Origin of the sequence: Streptomyces lacrimifluminis, assembly GCF_014646095.1 — a bacterium.
Taxonomy (GTDB): Bacteria; Actinomycetota; Actinomycetes; order Streptomycetales; family Streptomycetaceae; genus Streptomyces; species Streptomyces lacrimifluminis.
The window spans coordinates 33,289-52,310 of sequence record NZ_BMMU01000004.1 but is presented as its reverse complement, the minus strand read 5'-3'; the positions used below and the strand labels follow the sequence as shown (position 1 = coordinate 52,310).

18 protein-coding genes and 2 pseudogenes are annotated in these 19,022 nt (G+C 68.5%); 4 read left to right on the top strand and 16 right to left on the bottom strand.

Annotation, left to right across the window (positions count from 1 at the left end; all coding sequences use genetic code 11):
* Positions 1-7: 7 nt before the first annotated feature.
* From IEY89_RS07805 to IEY89_RS07790, 4 genes are all read right to left on the bottom strand, one after another.
* Positions 8-1,081, bottom strand: a complete 1,074-nt coding sequence (locus IEY89_RS07805) for a PDR/VanB family oxidoreductase (RefSeq protein WP_189146556.1) — start codon at positions 1,079-1,081, stop codon at positions 8-10.
* Positions 1,081-1,989: a metal-dependent hydrolase gene (locus IEY89_RS07800; protein ID WP_189146555.1), complete on the bottom strand. Its 909-nt coding sequence runs from the start codon at positions 1,987-1,989 to the stop codon at positions 1,081-1,083. Before IEY89_RS07800 ends, IEY89_RS07805 begins: the two co-directional genes overlap by 1 nt.
* A 157-nt stretch (positions 1,990-2,146) precedes the next feature.
* Entirely contained in the window at positions 2,147-4,075 is a 1,929-nt protein-coding gene (locus IEY89_RS07795; protein WP_189146554.1) for an amino acid adenylation domain-containing protein, read from the bottom strand.
* 49 nt (positions 4,076-4,124) lie between these two features.
* Positions 4,125-4,667 carry a tetratricopeptide repeat protein gene (locus IEY89_RS07790; protein ID WP_189146553.1) on the bottom strand — a complete coding sequence of 181 codons (543 nt, stop codon included), beginning with the start codon at positions 4,665-4,667 and terminating at the stop codon, positions 4,125-4,127.
* 106 nt (positions 4,668-4,773) lie between these two features.
* Between IEY89_RS07790 and IEY89_RS07785 the strand changes: the two genes are divergently transcribed.
* Positions 4,774-5,232, top strand: a complete 459-nt coding sequence (locus IEY89_RS07785) for a hypothetical protein (protein ID WP_189146552.1) — start codon at positions 4,774-4,776, stop codon at positions 5,230-5,232.
* Between the two features lie 100 nt (positions 5,233-5,332).
* Here IEY89_RS07785 and IEY89_RS07780 read toward each other — a convergent pair whose 3' ends face one another.
* From IEY89_RS07780 to IEY89_RS07755, 7 genes and pseudogenes are all read right to left on the bottom strand, one after another.
* Complete coding sequence (locus IEY89_RS07780; RefSeq protein ID WP_189146551.1) at positions 5,333-6,922, bottom strand: DUF1996 domain-containing protein; 1,590 nt, start codon at positions 6,920-6,922, stop codon at positions 5,333-5,335.
* A gap of 222 nt (positions 6,923-7,144) precedes the next feature.
* A pseudogene (locus IEY89_RS07775) lies at positions 7,145-7,838 on the bottom strand (LuxR C-terminal-related transcriptional regulator).
* Positions 7,826-8,085 (bottom strand): annotated as a pseudogene (locus tag IEY89_RS40460) (ATP-binding protein); the annotation flags it as partial. The pseudogenes IEY89_RS40460 and IEY89_RS07775, both read right to left, overlap by 13 nt.
* Before the next feature lie 238 nt (positions 8,086-8,323).
* Positions 8,324-8,923 carry a winged helix-turn-helix domain-containing protein gene (locus tag IEY89_RS07770; RefSeq protein WP_189146550.1) on the bottom strand — a complete coding sequence of 200 codons (600 nt, stop codon included), beginning with the start codon at positions 8,921-8,923 and terminating at the stop codon, positions 8,324-8,326.
* Positions 8,924-9,240: 317 nt separating this feature from the next.
* Positions 9,241-10,269, bottom strand: coding sequence for a glutamine synthetase (gene glnII / locus IEY89_RS07765; protein ID WP_189146549.1), 1,029 nt, complete (start codon positions 10,267-10,269; stop codon positions 9,241-9,243).
* A gap of 353 nt (positions 10,270-10,622) precedes the next feature.
* Positions 10,623-11,276, bottom strand: a complete 654-nt coding sequence (locus IEY89_RS07760; RefSeq protein ID WP_189146548.1) for an SCO2207 family protein — start codon at positions 11,274-11,276, stop codon at positions 10,623-10,625.
* Positions 11,277-11,373: 97 nt separating this feature from the next.
* Complete coding sequence (locus tag IEY89_RS07755; protein WP_189146547.1) at positions 11,374-11,745, bottom strand: arsenate reductase family protein; 372 nt, start codon at positions 11,743-11,745, stop codon at positions 11,374-11,376.
* A gap of 129 nt (positions 11,746-11,874) precedes the next feature.
* On the opposite strand from IEY89_RS07755, the gene IEY89_RS07750 reads away from it, so the two are divergent.
* Positions 11,875-12,183 (top strand): hypothetical protein, encoded by a 309-nt coding sequence (locus tag IEY89_RS07750; RefSeq protein ID WP_189146546.1) that lies wholly within the window; start codon positions 11,875-11,877, stop codon positions 12,181-12,183.
* Between the two features lie 191 nt (positions 12,184-12,374).
* On the opposite strand, the gene IEY89_RS07745 is transcribed toward IEY89_RS07750, so the two are convergent.
* Positions 12,375-13,127 carry an alpha/beta hydrolase gene (locus IEY89_RS07745; RefSeq protein ID WP_189146545.1) on the bottom strand — a complete coding sequence of 251 codons (753 nt, stop codon included), beginning with the start codon at positions 13,125-13,127 and terminating at the stop codon, positions 12,375-12,377.
* Positions 13,128-13,386: 259 nt separating this feature from the next.
* Between IEY89_RS07745 and IEY89_RS07740 the strand changes: the two genes are divergently transcribed.
* The gene (locus IEY89_RS07740) at positions 13,387-13,674 is read left to right on the top strand and encodes a hypothetical protein (protein WP_189146544.1); all 288 of its coding nucleotides are present in this window, start codon (positions 13,387-13,389) and stop codon (positions 13,672-13,674) included.
* Positions 13,675-14,008: 334 nt separating this feature from the next.
* Here the strand turns inward: IEY89_RS07740 and IEY89_RS07735 are convergent, their stop codons facing one another.
* Entirely contained in the window at positions 14,009-14,275 is a 267-nt protein-coding gene (locus tag IEY89_RS07735) for an SCO2583/SCO2584 N-terminal domain-containing protein (protein WP_189146543.1), read from the bottom strand.
* A gap of 1,343 nt (positions 14,276-15,618) precedes the next feature.
* Positions 15,619-16,077 (bottom strand): hypothetical protein, encoded by a 459-nt coding sequence (locus IEY89_RS07730; RefSeq protein WP_189146542.1) that lies wholly within the window; start codon positions 16,075-16,077, stop codon positions 15,619-15,621.
* Positions 16,078-16,101: 24 nt separating this feature from the next.
* Here IEY89_RS07730 and IEY89_RS07725 point away from each other — a divergent pair, with 24 nt between their 5' ends.
* Positions 16,102-17,160, top strand: a complete 1,059-nt coding sequence (locus IEY89_RS07725) for a serine/threonine-protein kinase (RefSeq protein WP_189146541.1) — start codon at positions 16,102-16,104, stop codon at positions 17,158-17,160.
* A gap of 3 nt (positions 17,161-17,163) precedes the next feature.
* Here IEY89_RS07725 and IEY89_RS07720 read toward each other — a convergent pair whose 3' ends face one another.
* Together IEY89_RS07720 and IEY89_RS07715 are read right to left on the bottom strand one after the other, a co-directional pair.
* A complete protein-coding gene (locus IEY89_RS07720) occupies positions 17,164-17,835 on the bottom strand; it encodes an AAA family ATPase (protein WP_189146540.1) in 672 nt (223 codons plus the stop codon).
* Entirely contained in the window at positions 17,832-18,590 is a 759-nt protein-coding gene (locus IEY89_RS07715) for a GntR family transcriptional regulator (RefSeq protein ID WP_189146539.1), read from the bottom strand. Before IEY89_RS07715 ends, IEY89_RS07720 begins: the two co-directional genes overlap by 4 nt.
* Positions 18,591-19,022: the final 432 nt, after the last annotated feature.

The window sequence follows — 19,022 nt, the reverse complement described above, 5'->3', positions numbered from 1 at the left end:
AGGATGTTCACAAATCCAGCACAAGTGGACTCCTTCGTGCCCGCGACACACAGATCAGCATCGACTCCGCACGCTCGGCATCGGTCAGCAGCTCGTCGCGATGGTCGACCTCCCCCGCGAGCACGCGCTGTTGGCAGGTTCCGCAGAACCCCTGCTCGCACGAGTACGCGGTGTCCGGCAGCTCCGCCCGTACGGCGGCCAGCACGGTCGAGTCGGCAGCCACCGTCAACGTCCGCCCGCTGCGCCGGAGTTCGACCTCGAAAGGCCGGTCGCCCCCGGTCGACGCACCCGGGGCGAAGCGCTCCAGACGTAGCACGGCACCCTCGGGAACCCGGGCCTCGACCGCCGCCGTCAGCGCCTCGGGGCCGCAGCAGTGGACGGCGGTGCCCTCGGGCAGGTCCGCCGCCACGCCCGCGAACAGCGCGTCGAGGTCGGGCAGCCCGTCCTCGTCCTCCGCGACTACTGTCACCCGGCCGTCGCCCGCGCCCAGCTTCTCGATCTCGGCGAGGTACGGCATCGAGGCCCGGCTGCGGCCCCCGTACAACAGCCGCCATTCCAGGCCGGGTTGGGCGCTCACCGCCCGGAGCATCGGCAGGATCGGGGTGATGCCGATACCCCCGGCCACGAAGACGTACGCCGGAGCCGGGGCGAGCGGGAAACGGTTGCGCGGGCCGCGCACCTCGACCGCCATGCCCGCCCGCAGTTCCTCGTGCACCTCGCGCGAGCCTCCACGCCCGTCCGGCACCAGCCGCGTGGCCACGGTGTACGACGAGGTGTCCGCCGGATCCCCGCACAGCGAGTACTGCCGCACGAGCCCCGAAGGCAGCACCAGGTCGAGATGCGCCCCCGGCGCCCAGCTCGGCAACTCCCGCCCCTCCAGCTGAAGTTGGACAACCCCGTCGGCGACCGTCTGGTGCGCGGCGACCGTCAGTCGCAGGGCCCGTGAGCGCGGCCGGCCGGAGACCGGCTCCGCCAGCGCGGGCAGCGGCCACAGCGGCGAGCCCTCGATCCGGCGGCGCACGGCCCGCCGGGCGAGCAGCGCGGCCCCGGCGGTGAGCGCGAGAGTCAGCGGCCGGGGCATCAGGCGGCGCCCCTGTCGGCGGCGACGGCGGCGGGGGAGGAGGCCAGATAGGCGACGGCCTGCTCGGTGGAGCCCTCCTGGGAGGGGTGGTAGTCCCGGGCGAGATAACGCGGCACCGATCTGGCCATGGCCCGGGTCGACGGCAGCAGGCCCCGTTTCCCGCGCACGTAGAAGCCCCGGAAGGTCGGCTTGCGGAGATTCGGGGCCGGGTCGTTCGCCATGAAGAACCGCACCCCGCGCTGCCACAGGAAGAACATCGCCAGCAACCCCGTCAGCCAGGTCCGCACGCGTCGCCGGTAGCCGCCGTCGACATGCCTGAACAGGTCGAAGGCCACCGACCGGTGCTCGACCTCCTCGGCGCCGTGCCAGCGCAGCAGATCCAGCATGGTCGGATCCGCGCCGCGCCGGTCCAGCTCCGAGGCGTTGAGTATCCAGTCACCGAGGAACGCCGTGTAGTGCTCGATGGCCGCGATGACGGCGACCCGTTCCATGAGCCACCACCTGCGCGCCCGGCGGCCCGGCAGGAGGAACCTGTCGCCGAGCAGCTTCTCGAAGAGCCAGTCGACCTGGGCGGTGTACGGCGTCGGATCGAGCCCCGACTCCCGTAGATGCGGGAGGACTTCGTCGTGGGCCTGGGAGTGCATGGCCTCCTGCCCGATGAACCCGACGACGTCCGCCCGCAGCCGTTCGTCACGGATGTACGGCAGCACCTGCTTGTACACGTGCACGAACCACCGCTCACCGGCGGGCAGCAGCAGATGCAGCACGTTGATGGTGTGCGAGGTGAACGGATCCCCCGGCACCCAGTGCAGCGGGGTGCCCTCCCAGGAGAAGGACACCTTGCGCGCCTTGAGCGGTTTGTGCGGCGGTACCTGTTCGGAGGGTGCGGGATCGGGGCTGTTGGACATGGCGTCAATGTACTGACGGGTAGGAGGGCGGGGGAAGCCTTGCGCGCAGACTTGTTGACGCATGTGTCAGCAGGAGCCGCGTCCTACAGGGGCGCGGGGCTGTGTCGTATGCGCGGCTCCGCCGCGCGGGCGCGACAAGCCCCCGCAGGGCCCGCGCCTAACGCAACCCTCCGATGGCCCGCCCGTCCTTGAGCGTCCCCTTCAACCCGGCCTGAGCCCCTTGCTGGGTCCTGGCCGCCAGCAGGGCACCCCGCGCCGACGAGGTGACCCCGCCCGTCGCCGTGATCGACGCGGTGTTCTCCGCTCCGGCGGCCAGCATGTACCACTCACCCGCCCCCGACTTCCACAGCACACCGGCGAGCACGTTCGGGTCACGGGGACCGCACGCGGGGCTGCTCCCGGACTTCGCCGCGACCGCCCCGTACACCCCGCCCGGCGTGTGGAACTGGGCCAGGACCTGGGCGCCCTCACCCCGCCAGGTCTCGGCGCGGGTGCACACCCAGTCGGCGGCGCCGCTCGCGTCGGGCAGCGGCTGCTCGGCGTACTGCCAGGCGTTCACGGAGCGCACGCCCTGGGAGTGCATCGTGGCGAGGGAGCAGGCGAAGGGCGACCACGTGGCCAGCGCCGTGGGGGTGGACGACTCGCGGGGTGCGGCCGGACGGCCCGTGGTGAGGTGGGCCGGGACGAGTTCGGCGAGGTCGCTCAGCAGACGGGCGCCACCGGCGTCGGTCACCTGGAGCGTGTTCCAGGACCGGCAGGTGCCCTTCTGCGCGACGGGGCTGGCCAGCGGCCCGGTCACTCCCTCGGCCAGCCCCAGGTCGATCGGCGTCGCCGCCGGCCTGCGCAGGTCCCGCATTTCCGCCTTGAGCACCCAGGGTGCCGTCAGATAGCGGACGTTGCCGTCGGCCCGGCCGAGCACCACCGCGTCGGCCTCGGCGCCGGTCGCGCCGTCGACACGGGCGAAGTCGAGCGCGGCCCCGCTCGTGCCGTCCTTCGGTTCGGCGTACCGGGCGATACGCAGACCGTCGTAGAGGATCACCACGTGGGCCGCGTCGACAGTGCCCGCGTACAGGAGCTGGGGCGGGCCGGCCGGGCCGCCGGACGGGGTGCCGGGAGTGGCCGAGACCTGGACCGTCTCGCCGGGGCGGGCCCAGACGGCGAGGGCGCGGCGCAGCAGGGCGCTGTCGCCGACGAGGTCACCGCGCGCGGGCCAGACGGAGAAGTCGGTGCGCGCGGAGGACTTCCAGGTGGCGGGGGCCACCCGGGTCAACCGGGCCGGGTCCAGGGCGGCCTCGGCGGCCGGGTTCTGCGCGTACGCGGGGGCGGCTGCCCCGTCCGGGCCCCAGCCGTCGCCGGGCAGGCCGAGCAGCGCGCCGCACACCGCGACGGCCGCGGCGGCGACGAGCGCGGCCTTCAGATGCTGTCTGCGTCGCATCAGGTCGGTCGGACGGGCCTGGAGCGAACAGGGGTCGAACTCGGCGGAGTCGAGCAGCGCGTACCGCGCCGGGACCTCGTCCGCCTCCCGGAGCGCCTCGACCGGCCGGTCGACCCCGGCGGCCTCCAGGGCGGCGCGTACGTCGGAGTCCGGGAGCTTCTCCAGACCGCGCAGGACGTACGCGGCCCGCGCGGGGCCGGAAAGGGCCGACAGCCGCTGGTCCAGGGCGAGTTCCTCGGCGCCGCCCGAACGCGGGAAGAGCCGCAGGCCCCACACCTGGGGGAGCAGCGGCGGCAGTTGCGACCGTCTCGGCAGCGTGCGGCCCCGCCACGGCTGTCCCGCCGCGAGTGCCGTACGCAGCACCTGGAGGCGGACGAGCGCGTAACCGGGGTCGCCCGCGCGGCCCTTCGGCTGGGCCGGGATCGCGGCCGTGGCCGTGCGTCCCCTGGGCAGCGCGCGCTGGGTGAGGGCGTGGGCGGTCAGGACTCGTCGGCCCCGGCCGAGGCTCGGCGGCAGCACCAGATAGGCGAGCCGGACGAGCCGGGGGTAGTGCTCGACGAGCGCGGCCTCGGCCTGCTCCACGTCGACGACGGGGCGGCCCTTGGCGCTGTTACCGGTGCTGGGGCTGAAGGCGACATCCTGTGACTGCACGTTCAGCAGAACGAGCGAATGGTCGGATGGTCACCTGGCCGCCCGGGAGTCAGCTGTCGGGGTCGGTCAGCAGACGGGCGTAGTTCGCCATCGACCGCTGGTAGCGCGGCAGATGGGGAGCGAGGGCGCCGAGGACCAGCGCGAGGCCCTCACGGTCGCGGCCGAGGCTGGACAGGCACAGCGCCAGACACGCTCGTACGGCGTCGTCCAACTCGTCGGAGGGGGCGTCCAGTTCGGGGGTGAGCAGCTTGACGCCCTCCTCGGGCTGCCCGATGTTCCGCAGCGAACTCGCCAGCTGGATCCTGGCACGTCGGCCCTTGTACCCACTGAGCCCGTGCGCGAGCGCCTCCCGGTAGAGCGGCACCGCCCGGTCCGAGTGGCCCGTCGAGTCCCAGGCGCACGCCTGCTCGAAGGGGGCCAGGGGACTGTCGGCGGGCAGTTCCGCGACGAGGGTGTCGATCACGGCGCGGAAGTCGGCCGCGTGGTCCTCGTCGTAGTCGTCGATGGTGGCCCAGGCGGCCGTCGTACGCTGCTCCCAGTCTTCGTTCACCGGCTCACTCTCGCACGGGTGTGCAGCGGGAGGCGAGCCCATTGAGCGTTGGGCGCGTGGGAGCCGTATCGAAGAGGAGGCCCCTTGCCGGGGCTGTCCGCGGCATGGGCCGATCGGGCTCGGCGTCGGAACGACCGGAGGACGACAGATGAGGTTGACGCGACCGAAACGTGCGGCGGCCGGAGCCGCGGCGGTGCTGGGGCTGGCACTCACGGGCTGTGGGGGCGGTGGCGAGCACGCTTCCGGGCACGATGCCACCGACGCGGTGCCGGTCGCCGCGACCGGCAGCCTCGAACACCTGGCGAGCGAGGCGGGCTGCAAGCCGAACATGCAGACGGACGCGGACACGATCCGCCAGGCCGTCTGCAAGAACTCCGACGGCAAGTTCGTCCTCGCGACGTTCGCCACCGACCGCGGTCAGGCCGAATGGCTCAGCGGGGCGAAGGACTACGGCGGCTACTACCTCGTCGGCCGCAAGTGGGTCGCCGTCGGCCCGGAGAAGACGGTCGCGGCACTGCAGGACTCGCTCGGCGGTGCCTTGGAGGAGGGATCCGCTCACATGAATCCCGGTGGCAGCCACAACAACGGTGGCGGTCACAGCAGCTGACCGCGTGCCTTCGAAGCGGGTCCGGGGAGACAGACGAAAGCCGGCGGTGGGAGATCCCACCGCCGGCTTCCTCGTTGGTCAGTGCCGGATTCCTAGCTGGTCACTGGCAGTTCTGACCGCTGTTGATGCAGTTGACCATCTCGTTCATCGTGTTCTGGTCGAAGAAGTTGATGAAGTCGTTGTGGTCGGTGATCGGCTTGTGCAGCTGGTCCGGGAAGGAGTCCACCGCGAACGGGTTGACGACCTGTCCGTTGTTGATCTGCGGGGCCGCGACGTCGTAGACCAGACGGACCTGGAGCTGGGGGATGGCCTGGAAGCCGTTCGAGCAGCTGCCGTCCGCCTCGACGAAGTCCACGTGGGTGCGGTGGTTGGCGCTGTCGATGTTCTGGCCGTCCCAGCAGCTCTGGAAGAAGGACGTCCGTACCACCGAGCTGCCCGCGGGGCAGATCGGGTACTTGTCCGTCAGCTGCCGGTCCTCGAAGCCGGTGCAGCTCCAGTTCGTGTTGGCGTTGTTGAGGCCGTTCACGAAGGACTTGGCGTCACCGGTGATGATGCGCAGGGCCGTCGGCATCGCGACGACGTCGCTCGTCTTGTTGCCGACGAACTTCAGCTCTGCCTGGCTGGCCTGGAGGATCGTGCCGATGTTGCCGTCCTGGCCGCCACCGGGGGCGTTGGCGTCAATGTCGTTCTGACCGTCCTGCACACGCAGCACCGGCCAGAAGTACGACGACTTGTCGCCCTGGTTCTGGCAGGTCGTGTTGCCGTTGGCCAGGTCCTGGTCGCTCGCGAACGCGTTGTTGGCCTGGTTGCCGACGTAGTCGTGCTGGTGCTGCGCGCCGTTGCTGACACCGGGAGCCACGATCACGTTGTCCGAGTTGCGGTTCTCGTTCGCGTTGGTGCCACAGGCGGTGGTGAACGTACCGGTCGAACCGGAGTCCCCGTTCGCGGGGAGCCCGTTGCCGTTCACGCCCTGCGGGCCGCCGTTCGGCTGAACCTGGGTGATGTCCTGGAAGTCGGCAGCCACCGGGCCGTTGCCGGCCTGACCGCCGTCGCCCTGGTCCTGGCCGTCCCCGTTGCCCTGGCCGCCGTTCCCCTGGTCCTGGCCACCGTTGCCGTCCTGGCCGCCGTTGCCCTGGTCCTGACCGCCGCCGTTCTGGTTGCCGCCGTTGTTACCGCCGTTGTTGTTGCCACCGTTGCCGCCGTCGACGACCTCCGGCTGCTCGGCCGGCACACCCGTGCACCCGGCAAGCTGGTCGACTCCCTGAGGAGCCTGACCGCCCGCGTTCCGGATGTTGATGTTGATCCGGTCGAGGGTGGCCACCCGCTTGGACTTAAGCGGGCCGAGGATGGCGTTGTTGACGAAGCCACCGTCCCCCGCCTGGGCCTGGCGCGTGTCAGCGAGACGCTTGTAGGCCTCCGTGACCTGCTGGTCGAGCTTCGACAGCTCCAGGGCCACGGCCTTCCGGGCCTTGCGCGGCACCTTGGTGAGCTTCTGGCCGACATCAGGGCAGTCGATCGTCGCGATCTGTGCGGCAGCCGCCTTGGTCTGGTTCTGGGCGCCGTTCTCCTCGTGTGCGGAGGCGTAGAAATTCGCCCAGACAAGTCCACCACCACCGATCGCGAGGGCCGCGGATGCGGCCACGGCGCGAACGGCCAGTGGTGAGCGTCGTTTACGTGCATTGCGTCCCATGGAACTCCTCTGACTTCCTTGCGGGGCTATCGAGGCGCCCGACAGGAGTGAAGCGGCGTCATCCCATACGAGGGGGACCCCAGGAGTGTTCAGCCGCCTCAGAAATTGATGAGAGATTCGTAGGACAATTCCACCCCAACTCCATCGGCTATACCGGGAGTTGCGGATCTCTTACGGCAAGTGTTCGGCGGGAGAGCGAATATCGTCGACTTTGGCGTGCTTTCAGCGCCCCTGGTCGAGATAGGTGAGTACCGCCAGGGCGCGGCGGTTGTCATCGTCCGACACATCGAGTCCGCGTTTGGCGAAGATGCTGGACGTGTGCTTGGCGATCGCCCGCTCCGTGACAACGAGATTCCCCGCGATCGCCGCGTTCGAACGTCCCTTGGCCATGAGTTCCAGCACCTCCAGCTCCCGGGGCGTCAGCCGCCCCAGCGGCCGGCCGTCCCCGGCGCGGCCCGCCAGCAGCTGCCGGATCACCTGCGGGTCCATGGCGCTGGCGCCCGCCGCCCCCGTCGTACGGCGCCCACGAACTGCTCCGCGTCGAACACCCGGTCCTTGAGCAGATAGCCGACCCCGCCGTCCCCGTCGGCCAGTAACTCCCGTGCGTACAGCCGCTCCACGTGCTGCGACAGCACCAGCAAACCGGCAGCCCCGGCCGAGCCCGGCGGGCCCGCAGCGCGCACTGCAGCCCCTCGTCGGTGTGCGTCGGCGGCAGACGTACGTCGTCCCCCGGTTCTCGGCTTCGCTCGAACCGGGAGGTGCCCCCATCGGCGACGTCCGGTGCCGACTCGGAGAGCGCCCGGTCCAGCTCGGGGCCGCTCTCCACCGCCGCGGCGATCTCGAAGTCGTACGCCTCCAGCAGCCGGACCAGTCCGTCGCGCAGCAGGAACAGGTCTTCGGCCAGGACAACTCGCAAGGAATCTCCATGGTCACCGTGGTGGGACCGCCCACCGGACTGCTGACGGCCAGGACGCCGTCGAATGTACCGATTCGCCGCTCCACCCCGGCCAGCCCCGCCCCGCCACCGACCCGTGCCCCACCCCGCCCGTCGTCGGTGACGGCGATCCGCAACAAGCCTTCCGCGTAACGCAGTTCGACCCGAACCCGCTCGGCGCCGGAGTGCTTGACGGCGTTGGCAGCACCTCGCTCACCGCGAGGTACGCCGGCGCGAGGGAGGCGAGGGAGAGCACGAGCAGCAGGGCCGACCCGCAGGTCGAGGCGACGGCCAGCAGCAAACCCCGAGCCCCGGCGAGCACGACCGTGCGCACTCCACTCGCACTCGCACTCGTGCGGTGTCGGCGTCGTCCTTGCGGTCAGTCTCGCCGAGCGCACCCCGCCGGGTCACGGGCCCGAGCACCCGTACTGGGGGGCCAGGGACATCCCGTGGGCAGGGTCGACGGGTCAGCGCGCGGTCGGGGGCGTGTACTTGTACCCCACCCGCCGAACCGTCTGGATCGCGTTGCGGTGCTCGGCGCCGAGCTTGCGGCGCAGCCGGGCGACATGGACGTCGACGGTCCGGCCGTCGCCCACGTGCCCGTAGCCCCACACCGTGGTGACCAACTGGTCGCGGGTGTGCACCCGGCCCGGGTGGGCGACGAGATGGGCGAGCAGCTCGAACTCGAGGTAGGTGAGGTCCAGCGGCTGCCCGTCGACCTCGGCGGTGCGCTGCACGTTGTCGACGCGTACGAGGTGACGTCCGCCGTCGGCCTGGGGCCGCTCAGGGGCCGCGGCCGGCAGTTCGGGGTCCGGGAGCGCGAACGGCAGTACGGGCGGCTGCTGGTCGGCCGGTACGAGCACCAGGTAGCCGATCATCGGCGGCTGGCCCGGCAGCGTGGGCAGGGTGTGCGGGGGAGCGGGCAGCCAGGTGGCACCCGGCGGCAGGAAGTCCCTGACGTCGACCACCTCGTCCCGGTCGACGGCCCGCAGCCGGTGCCGTGCGGAGCCGCTGGGGGAGGCGGGGGAGAAGGGGGCCAGGGGAGGGAGAGTACGAGTGGTCGCCATGAGAGGTCAGCTCTTTCGCGCGAGGAGTTCGTCGGGGGACGTACGTCGTGCGCGTCGGCGGAAGACCGAGAGGTACGGCGTCAGAGGGGCCGTACGGCTGGTGTTAGAGGGCCGACGCGTTCATCGCGCGACAACACACCCGGTCGAAGTCGTGGTGCTGGCGGGAAGGCCAGAAGGGCTCGAGGTCGTGGCGACCTGTCGCGATGCACTTCTGGAAGCTGGCCATGGGCCCATTGAAGCAGAGAAGGGGCGAAGCAGAGAAGAGGTGTCCACCGACCGGTGGACACCTCTTCCCACTGTCTGGGATCAGGCGGGGCTCAGACCTGGCCGGCCTTCTCCAGGGCCGAGCAGCAGGTGTCGACGATCAGCCGCGTCACGAGGTACGGGTCGACGTTGGCGTTCGGGCGGCGGTCCTCGATGTAACCCTTGCCGTCCTGCTCGACCTGCCACGGGATACGGACCGAGGCGCCACGGTTGGAGACGCCGTACGAGTACTCGTTCCACGGGGCGGTCTCGTGCAGACCGGTGAGGCGGTCGTCGATGCCGGCGCCGTAGTGCTTGACGTGGTCGAGCGGCTTCGAGCCCTCACCGAGGGACTCGCACGCGGTGATGATCGCGTCGTAGCCCTCGCGCATCGCCTTCGTGGAGAAGTTGGTGTGCGCACCGGCGCCGTTCCAGTCGCCCTTCACCGGCTTCGGGTCCAGCGTCGCGGAGATACCGAAGTCCTCGGCGGTGCGGTAGAGCAGCCAGCGGGCGATCCACAGCTGGTCGGAGACCTCCAGCGGGGAGACCGGGCCGACCTGGAACTCCCACTGACCGGGCATGACCTCGGCGTTGATGCCGGAGATGGCGAGACCGGCCTTGAGACAGTTCTCCAGGTGGGCCTCGACGATCTCGCGCCCGAAGATCTCGTCGGCGCCGACACCGCAGTAGTAGCCGCCCTGGGGGGCCGGGAAGCCCCCCTCGGGGAAGCCCAGCGGACGGGCGCCGTCGAAGAAGGTGTACTCCTGCTCGATGCCGAAGATCGGCTCCTGAGCGGCGAACTTCGTGGCGACCTCGACCAGCGCGGCACGCGTGTTGGACGAGTGCGGCGTCATGTCGATGTCGAGGACCTCGCACATGACGAGGATGTCGTCACCGCCACGGATCGGGTCCGGGTAGGAGGAGACCGGCTTGAGCACGCGGTCCGAGGAGTGCCCCTCGGCCTGGTTCGTGGAAGACCCGTCGAAGCCCCAGATCGGCAGCTCGGCGCCCTTGGCGTCGTCGGCCAGAATCTTGGTCTTGGAGCGGAGCTTGGCCGTCGGCTCGGTGCCGTCGATCCAGATGTACTCAGCCTTGAAGGTCACGGGACACATCCTTCTGGGTGGGTCTCTAGGCGCACTTGCGGGTGCTGCGGCGCTGCGGCACTGGGGCGCCGCTCTTGTTGCCCGCGAGCCTGTCAACAGGCGATTTCCCGGTCATTGCTCAAATGTGAACCCCGTGTTACCTGGTGTTCTTGTGGTGCGTTTCACGTGGGGAGGGTGGCACGGAGTCGCGGAGGGGAAACGAGGGGGAGCGCCCCGGGACTCGTATGCGAAGGGGTTGAGGTGGTGGAGGGGATTGATGGGAACAAGACGGACTTCGGAGAAACGGGAGGGCCCTGCCGCCCCTGGCCGGGAGCGACAGGACCCTTGTCCGAGCGGGTGTCAGCGCCGGAACGTCACCCCACCTTCTCGATCAGCGCCCGGCGGATCAGGAACTTGCCGGGCTCGCGAACCTGCTCGAAAGCCGCGTTGTTGAGCAGCGCGCAACTGCCGGAGAACGAGGTGACCTCCACCGTCGTGGACTTGTTGTTGTCCAGGTTGGTGACGCGCAACGTGGTCCCGGCGGGGAACTGGTTGCTGGAGGCGGCGGGTGCCCCGCCCTCCCCGGAGAGGGTGACGGTGGACCCGTCGCAGACCTGCTGCCCGTCCGCGGGCGCCGCCGGGTCGGCCGGCGTGGCGGGCGTGGCGGTCTGAGCAGGCGATCCGGGCGGCGCGGGCTGGGTGGCGGGCTGCGTGACCTGGGAGTCCTGAGCCGACTCCCCAACCACGCACCCGGACGCTTCCTGCTGCACCTTGATCTGCGCGACGACCGCGTCACGGTTCGCGATCCGGGCCGCCGACTGGGCGTCGGGAGCGGCCCGTTGGTCCGCGATGAACTTCTGGTTGTTGCCGAGGGCGGTGGCGAGCCCCTGGCAGACGGTCGAGTCCGCGGCGGTCTGCGCCGCGTTGGAGGTGGCCGCCATGGCGAAAGCGCCACCGCCCGCCACCACCCCGGCACCGACCAGCAGCGCCAGCTTCTTCTTCGTACTGACAGTTCTCCTGCGCGACATGCGCGCCTCCTGAAGGGATAGGGGAGCGTACGCCGCTATGTACGAGATATCGAACGAGGTCACTCACCGGCCACAAGGGTCGTCGAAGTGACGTACGTCACGCAGATGGACGCCGGCCCAGAGCATCCCGCACGGCCTCGTCCGTGCGGGCCACCACAGCACTGCCGTCATCGGCGGTGATGATGGGCCGCTGGATGAGCTTGGGATGCGAGGCGAGAGCGGCGACCCACTGCTCCCGGTCTTTCGCTTCCCGTCCCCACTCCCGCACCCCCAACTCCTTGGCGACGGCTTCCTGGGTCCGGGTTATGTCCCAGGGTTCGAGGCCGAGCCGGTCGAGTACGTCGCGGATCTCGTCCTCGGTGGGCTGGTCCTCCAGGTAGCGGCGGACGGTGTATTCGGCGGCCTCGGCGTCGAGCAGGGACAGGGCTCCGCGGCACTTGGAGCAGGCCGGGTTGATCCAGATTTCCATGGGGCTCACGGTACGTCAGAGGCCTTGTGGCCAGGGGCTTTTGTCAGTGCCGGGCAGTAGAATAGAAGCAGTGTTCGAGGGTGTCGCCGGGGGGTCCGGTGCCACCCTGACCGCGACAGGAGGATGCCTGTGCCCGCTGCCGCTCTCAAGCCGTCGCCCACCCAGTCCACCGCCAAGAGGGGGGTCCTGCTCGAACTGCCGTGCACCCCCGTGGAGAAGCGCCCGCTGCCGCCGGGGCGCCCCCGCGAGTGGTACGTCACGCACAACCGCCGACTCAAGGCGATGCGGCTCGCGATCGCCCTGCTCGACTCCGGCGTCTACATGCCGAACCAGGCCCGCAACGAAAGGATCCGCAGCGCGGCGGACCTGATCGGCGTCCACCCCCCGTCGGAAACGACGTGCCACATGGTCCGAGCCCTGATGCGCTACTCCCGCTGAACGGACGCCGGGTGCCTCGTCCATACCAGGGCACCCGGCCCTCCGGCCCTCCGGCGTCACTGGGCCGGCACCGTTCCAGCCCGTCCGGCGTTTGGGGACGAGGCCCGTTCAGGGCCGATGCGGGGGTCTTGGGGCGCAGCCCCCAGGAACAGGATGGGACGGGTAGGGGCGGCGGGGGCGAAACCCCCTGCTCACCCAACCCCCTTCAACACCGCATCCACCAACCCCCGCCGCTCCTCCGGATGCTCACGCAACCAGAGCCCCAAGAAGTGATCCGCGTCCGCCAGTTCGAGCCGCGTGAACTCCGCCCGCGCCGCCAACGCCTCCGCCACCGCCTCCGTCACCTCGCCCGGAATGACGTGATCGGTCCCCGGCACCACCAGCACCGCCCGCCCCGCGAACGCCCGCAGCACACCCAGCGCCGGCGCCCCGCGCCAACTGCCCGGCGTCCGGATCAACTCGCTGAAGCGGCCACTCCCCTCACCGAACGGCACATCCCACGCCTCGGCCCCGTACACGGCAGGCGCGCACAACCCGACACCGGCGACCCGCTCGCCGTAGTGGCCGACAAGATCGGCCACCGTCTGCCCACTCATGCTGAACCCCACCAGCACGAGCGGCCTGCCCACCGGAACCCGTGCCCCGATGACACCGACGGCCTGCTCGAACCGCCGCCGCAGGCTCAACTCCCGCAGCTCACCCGTACTTTCACCGTGCCCGGAGAAGTCGAAGGCGAGCCCCTGGCAGCCACGTGCGACGAACTCGGCGAGCAACGGCATCAACCGCTCCTTGCTCCCGTGGCCGGCACCGTGCAGGAGAACGACGGCGGGCCCGCCCGAGCCCCCGCCCGAGCCACCATCCGAGTCCCGGTCCCGATCACCCCCGTACACCCCGCTGAGTCGTTCACCGTCGACATCGCACACGAACGGAAGCAGCTCACTCATACGCCCATTCACTCACGCCACTCCCGTCGCACACACCGCGAAATCCGGATGCGCGGACTCCTCTGCCGTCCCTACGCTGGACAGGCACAGCGAAGCCGTCCATACCGCTTTCCGCCGGACAGGCATGACTTGCAGGACTCGGGGCTACTCTCTACGCACCGACGGACGGACGCCCACCCCCAGAGCCTCGCCCGACGCACACCGTCACGCACCGCACCTCACCGCTCAGCCGTCCACACCACCCACAAGGAGTCCCGTCATGGGCACCTTGATCATTTCCGCGATCGTCGTTCTGATCATCATGGGCTTCAAGAACAGCGTCCTGTGGCTCGCCGCCGCCGGTCTGCTCTACGTCTATTACCGCTATGGCCGCACGGGGAGCGGTACGGCAACCTCCTCGTCCGGAGGTGGCGGCCCGGCCACGGGCTCCGCGCCCGCCAGCTACCGCGCCTACCGCCAGCGCCGGGACCAGCAGGCCAGGTGGGAGCGCCGCTACCGGCGCGAGCGCCCTGCCCAGACACGTCGCCAGAACCGCCGGGGCCGATAAGGGAAAGGGAAGCAGGGAGTAGAGAAAGGGGGCGTGCCTCCGGTCGGTCCGTCTCACAGACCGGGGCACCCCCACGGGGAACCAGCGGGTCAGGTCCTGCTCGATCCGCGGACCGTCGGTGAGCGCGTCCTCACCTGCAACGCGATCGAGCGGGCTGCCCCGCCGTCGACCGTCATCACGATGGCCGCCGCACGGCCGCGTTACCACCGGTCAGGCGAGAGAAGGGACAAAAGGTCCCGCGCTTGTACAGATGGACCAGCCCGAGCCGCCGAGCACCCGCCTCCGAACCCTGGGTGGGGCAAAGGGGACCCGAGGCGCAGGCGCGCCTCGGGGGCTAGTAAGGGGCCTGGAACCGGGTGTACCCGAGCAGCAGGATGATCGCGGCGACGCAGCCGAGGACCAGGGCCGTCGATATCCACGACGACCTGCGTGGCCCCGACGCCTCGGGTTCGCCCCGGAACGGCACCGGCTCCGGCGGGTTCTCCTTCCAGCGGGCCGCGAGCATGCGGGCCCGGGCGGAAGGCTCCTTGTGCGGGGCGTCGCGCGCCCACCGGTAGTCGAACTCCCGCTCGCTGTCGTCGTGTTCGGACTTCCCCGTCATCCCCGTTGCCTTCCGTGTCCCGTCTGTTCCCATGACCGTGCGCGGTCTGTGCAGCATAGGGCGCCCCTCTGACAACGCCCCTCTGAGGGTGTCCCCGCCACCCCAGGCGACCGGCCCCGAAACGACAACGCCGGACGTGAGACGCCGAACGCCCCCGCCACCGGAACCGGGGCGAGGGCGCTGACGTACACGGTTACCGGGCGCCTGGTGGCGCCGGCCGACTCACACGTCGAAGAAGTGACGCCCCAGGTCGCCCACCTCGGCGGATTCCGGGCATTGTTTGCCTGACCAGTGGGTATGCCGTCGTTGCAGGTCGTCGTTGGTCGTCGTTGGTTCCCCTTGGACGGCCCATGGACGGCCCCGCACCAGCAGTGTCGTTGGCGGGACGGCGTCATGGGCCGAAGCGAGCAAGGCACGGCCGGCAGATTTACAGCGGGCCGTGTCTGCCCTAGTTGACCTGGGACTACGGGGGGGGCGACCAGTTCGGGGGACGTCTGGGGGAACTGGTGCGCGGTAGTCCCCTCGGATGCGGCCGACCGACGGATTACCGATCTCGGTATCGCACCTCTACCTGGTGCCCGCAGGCAGGCCCAGCGACCGCCCGACCGAACGCTCCGCAATCTCCAGCTCTCACGGCGAGGCGTAGCACGCGGTGACTCACCCGGCCCTGGACGCTGAAGTCACCGACAGCTCGACCACCCTATGGGACGTTCTGACACTTGAATCGCTCGGGAAGTACGATGCTTTCCTTCGCCGATGTGACCGAAGCACACCACTGAAGCGACCAGTTTTCGTCCATTGCGCGGCTTCGGTAACGGCTTGCGCAACGGTGTTGGCAACTCCTCGTTGAACGGGCGAGACTGAGGCAAGGCAGCGGGCCGAAAGCATGAGGGGTGACGTGCATGAGCGACTTGCTAGCGGCTGTCGGAACGGCGCAGACCAACATTGATCGACTTGCGCAGCCTGACCAGTTGCGTGCCGCTGTGGAGCAGGTCACGGAAGTTGCGCATGCCTTCGGAGCGCAAACGGTGATCGCGGCTAGTCCAGTAGCAGAGCGTCTAGTAAGTGCCGTACTCCTTGCGTCGGGTGGCCTAATGCGTCTCATCGGTGACGGAAGCACGGGATCCAAAGTGTTGATCATCGACGTAAACCTCGCTAGCGGCACCTCTGTCGCGAAAGCTGCCCGAACAGCACGTCACGCCGGCGCTGACCACATTCGGGCGGCCGTGCTGCACCAGGTAACAGACGTCGCTGCCGCTGCCGCTGATTGCGGCGTAGACGAACTCGTTGTACTGAACGAAACTCGCCCCACTTCCTGGCAAGCTTGCGGCCGCACTACCGACTCAGGACTCTGACGGCAAGGCAACAATTCCCGCCGAGGCAGCCTCAGGGTGCTTCGCATCAAGGCGCTCACCACAAGCCTGAGCGTCGGCCTTGCTCATCCCAAGTTCAATTCCTACTTCCCTGCCAGTACACAGCGCGACATTCTGTACTTTCTGTTCGTTGCACACATAGGCCAGTGCGCCCTCAATCATGAGGCGATGCCGCGGACCAGCCGCCCTACTGGCCCTCGTCGGAATATCAGCAATACGTAGCACTACCGCCTCTGGTTTAAGCCCAGAGAGTTTGCTATGGAACTTGCGGCCAAGATCGATGATTTGCTCAAAGACCTCCTTCTCAGCCGTCTTGATCTCGCAGGACTCCACGAACACCGGGTCACCTCGTCCTCCCTCTAGGACGACGAGACTGACCACAGGCTTGCCCGACGTTGGAAACCCAACGCTCACTCCCACCACCAACATGGCAAGCACTATAGGGTGTTGGTCATGTCTGCACTCCCGGCCGCCCAAACTGGCGACCGTATCGATGGCCGATACCGGGTACTCGGGCACCTCGGCAACGGCTCAAACGGCCAGGTCTTCCGCGTCGCAGATGATCACCTGGGAAACGAGGTGGCGCTCAAGCTGTTGACCCCGAAGCAGAACGAACCTGCCACATGGGATGAGGCGCAGGTTCTGGAACTCTTGCGTAGCCCGTATCTCCTTCCAGTACTCAACGCCGACCTCGTCGATGACACAGACATTCGATATATCACTACGCCCGTGATCACCGGTGGCGATCTTGAGGATGTCGCAGATGGCTTCGGCGTAGACGCCCTGTCTGCGGTTCGCTGGGGAGAGCACCTGGGCTACGGGCTGGATCGCATGCATCGGGAAGGCTTGCTGCACCGTGATGTGAAGCCCGGCAACGCGTACTTGGATGATAACGGGCACGTATTGCTAGGCGACCTAGGCATGGCAGCGGCGATGGACGCCGACGGCAAGACTTCGGCGACCGGCTCGTACGCTACCGTTGCGCCCGAAGTGGTATCTCCGGAGGATCCTGGGTGCTCGATCGCCACGGACATCTATTCTCTGGCGGCAACCGTCTTCTACCTGCTTACCGGTCACTACCCGACCGGCCCACGCAGCATGAAGAACGAAGAGAGAAGACAGAAGATCCTTTCTGAGGAATTCTTGGATCTGCGCTCCATTGCCCCACACGTTTCGCTGAGCGTGGTCCGCACAATTGGGCAGGCACTGTCTCTCGATCCAGCCCAACGACCCAAGAGCGCACAGGACTTCGCCAATCAACTTGCTTCATGTTCCCACTACCCTCGCCCTTGGCGGCGCATCGATCCCCATCAGGGACATGAAGCATGCTTCCTCGGCAGCGCCACAAAAACCGCATTGGGTGTAGAAGTGTGCGCCGTACGCGAGAAGTCTGGAAAGTTTGCAGTCCAGGTTCAGCTCTCAACGGGGCGTCGGGGAAGGCAGCACGAGAAGTCAGATCTGACGCCATCGCAACTTCTAACCGAACTTCGGAAGACGATGAAGAAACTATAGGGATCAGGAAAAACCGAGGGCCGAAACCACGGCCACAGGATCGCCGTGGTACGTGAGATGCAGTTCGTCTGCCCCGGGAGGAACGAAGCGGGTGCGGTAGCGCTGAAGATCGCTCTCGGAAAAGTAGATCGAGTTCGGATCATCGGCGTGGAACTCGTTGCGCTTGTTGATTCTCGACCAGAGTTCGTCATGGCTCGCGTCGAGATAGACCAGTAGCGGAGTGGCGCCGGCGTCGGTCGCGATGGTTCGCCACCGGGCTCGATCGTCCGGAGTCCAGAAGCCATGGTCGACCACGACATCACGCCCCATCTGAAGCAGTTCGCGCAGTTCAACCGCGACATCTTCAAGGACCGGCCGTTCAAGGGTGGGGAAGGTGCCTCGCGGGAAGTCCACCCCATACACGCCGTGTCGGCGGTACATCTCCTCATCCGGGCACAGGCGCACGAAGCCGCGATCGGTGAGGACTCGGGACAGCGTGGTCTTGCCGGAACCGGGGAGCCCGGCCATGAGGACGCAGAACGGCGAACGTGAGGTCATCGGTCTCGTAAGGGTCTGGGAGATCGCGGAGATTTCCACTTCGGCTCCGGGTGCGAGCGTGCCGGTACGGCGGGCGGCGAATAGAGCGCCCATCCGATCTTCAAGCACGCTCAACAGCGTGTCATCCAAGGTCGTCACGGGGAAACCTCCGATTCCGTCCGCCAGGTGCGGCCTGGGCCACCGAGGTCAACGCCGTATTCCACGACGTTGTTTTCACTGTCGATGAACTTCGCGGTCATCACGACAACGGGTTCCGCAGGCGGGTTCTCCGGGTCCAACTCCAAGAGCTGGGTGTCTTCCGTCGTCAGCAGGCGCGCTGAGGCGGTGTCGATCCGATGGCTGATTGGCAGGCCGGTCGCCTCAGCAATGAGCTGGAGTGAGGTGCCCCCAGTCAATCGCTCACTCTTCGCCAGCTGCGGGATCAGCTTCCCGTAACGAGCGGGGATCCAAGACGTACTGTGCGCCACGATGCCGTGTCGGTCCCGGTAGACACGGCTCCGACGAATCACGTCGGAGCGAGGCTCGATACCAAGCGCCTGCGCCACATCCAGAGGAGCAGGGACCACGTCAGCCTTGTGCGAGTCGGATCGTTCGCCGGATCCCCAACTTGATCCGGTACGACGGCCCCGGTCCTGGCGCTGAGACCCCGACGACATGGGGCCCGGCTGATCCAGGACTTCCGTTCCGATCCCGTGGATACCCCGGACCATGCCTTCGTTGCGCAGCTTGCGCAACGCCTTCTCAGCCGTGGCCGTGCTCACGCTCCACTGTTCCGACAGGTTCTTGATGCTCGGCAGGAGCGTTCCCGGCGGTAGTTGGCCGGACGCGATCAGCTCCGCGTAGTGGGCGGCAATCTTTGCGTACGGCGCCCGATTGTCGGCCTGACCGGCCATTTCGCCTGCTCCCTCGTCTCGGTTCCCTGAGGTTCCCTACCCTACCGCTTGACACCACAGGGAACCCTAGGGAACCTTAGGGATGTGCCCGCCGGTTGGAACGTCGATCGGGAGCCGCTGCACCTTGATGCGCCCGTGCTCATGGCGGGTGCATCGCCCCTGGACGACTTCGACGCCCGGAGGAAAGCCCGCAGGGGTGAGTACGAAGGCAGTGTCCGTTCGTTGAGAATTCAATAGAGATTCAACTCTGACGGGCTATGCGTCCCGTCCCCCGAACGGCCGGGGTGATGGCCGTTGGCAGCCACTTCGTGGCAGGTGAACCTGTCCTGTCCCGCGCGTCGGCTCTGGAGAACACCGGCCGGGATCATCCCTTCCGCACGGGAGGTCAACCCGCCGCGTGCCACCCGGCGCGCGCTGCCCTGCTGAGCGTCA

Coding starts and splice junctions, on each gene's coding strand:
- IEY89_RS07805 (WP_189146556.1), bottom strand. CDS start 1,081: ATGCCCCGGCCGCTGACTCTCGCGCTCACCGCCGGGGCCGCGCTGCTC.
- IEY89_RS07800 (WP_189146555.1), bottom strand. CDS start 1,989: ATGTCCAACAGCCCCGATCCCGCACCCTCCGAACAGGTACCGCCGCAC.
- IEY89_RS07790 (WP_189146553.1), bottom strand. CDS start 4,667: ATGGGCTCGCCTCCCGCTGCACACCCGTGCGAGAGTGAGCCGGTGAAC.
- IEY89_RS07785 (WP_189146552.1), top strand. CDS start 4,774: ATGAGGTTGACGCGACCGAAACGTGCGGCGGCCGGAGCCGCGGCGGTG.
- IEY89_RS07780 (WP_189146551.1), bottom strand. CDS start 6,922: ATGGGACGCAATGCACGTAAACGACGCTCACCACTGGCCGTTCGCGCC.
- IEY89_RS07770 (WP_189146550.1), bottom strand. CDS start 8,923: ATGGCGACCACTCGTACTCTCCCTCCCCTGGCCCCCTTCTCCCCCGCC.
- IEY89_RS07760 (WP_189146548.1), bottom strand. CDS start 11,276: ATGTCGCGCAGGAGAACTGTCAGTACGAAGAAGAAGCTGGCGCTGCTG.
- IEY89_RS07755 (WP_189146547.1), bottom strand. CDS start 11,745: ATGGAAATCTGGATCAACCCGGCCTGCTCCAAGTGCCGCGGAGCCCTG.
- IEY89_RS07745 (WP_189146545.1), bottom strand. CDS start 13,127: ATGAGTGAGCTGCTTCCGTTCGTGTGCGATGTCGACGGTGAACGACTC.
- IEY89_RS07740 (WP_189146544.1), top strand. CDS start 13,387: ATGGGCACCTTGATCATTTCCGCGATCGTCGTTCTGATCATCATGGGC.
- IEY89_RS07735 (WP_189146543.1), bottom strand. CDS start 14,275: ATGACGGGGAAGTCCGAACACGACGACAGCGAGCGGGAGTTCGACTAC.
- IEY89_RS07730 (WP_189146542.1), bottom strand. CDS start 16,077: ATGTTGGTGGTGGGAGTGAGCGTTGGGTTTCCAACGTCGGGCAAGCCT.
- IEY89_RS07725 (WP_189146541.1), top strand. CDS start 16,102: ATGTCTGCACTCCCGGCCGCCCAAACTGGCGACCGTATCGATGGCCGA.
- IEY89_RS07715 (WP_189146539.1), bottom strand. CDS start 18,590: ATGGCCGGTCAGGCCGACAATCGGGCGCCGTACGCAAAGATTGCCGCC.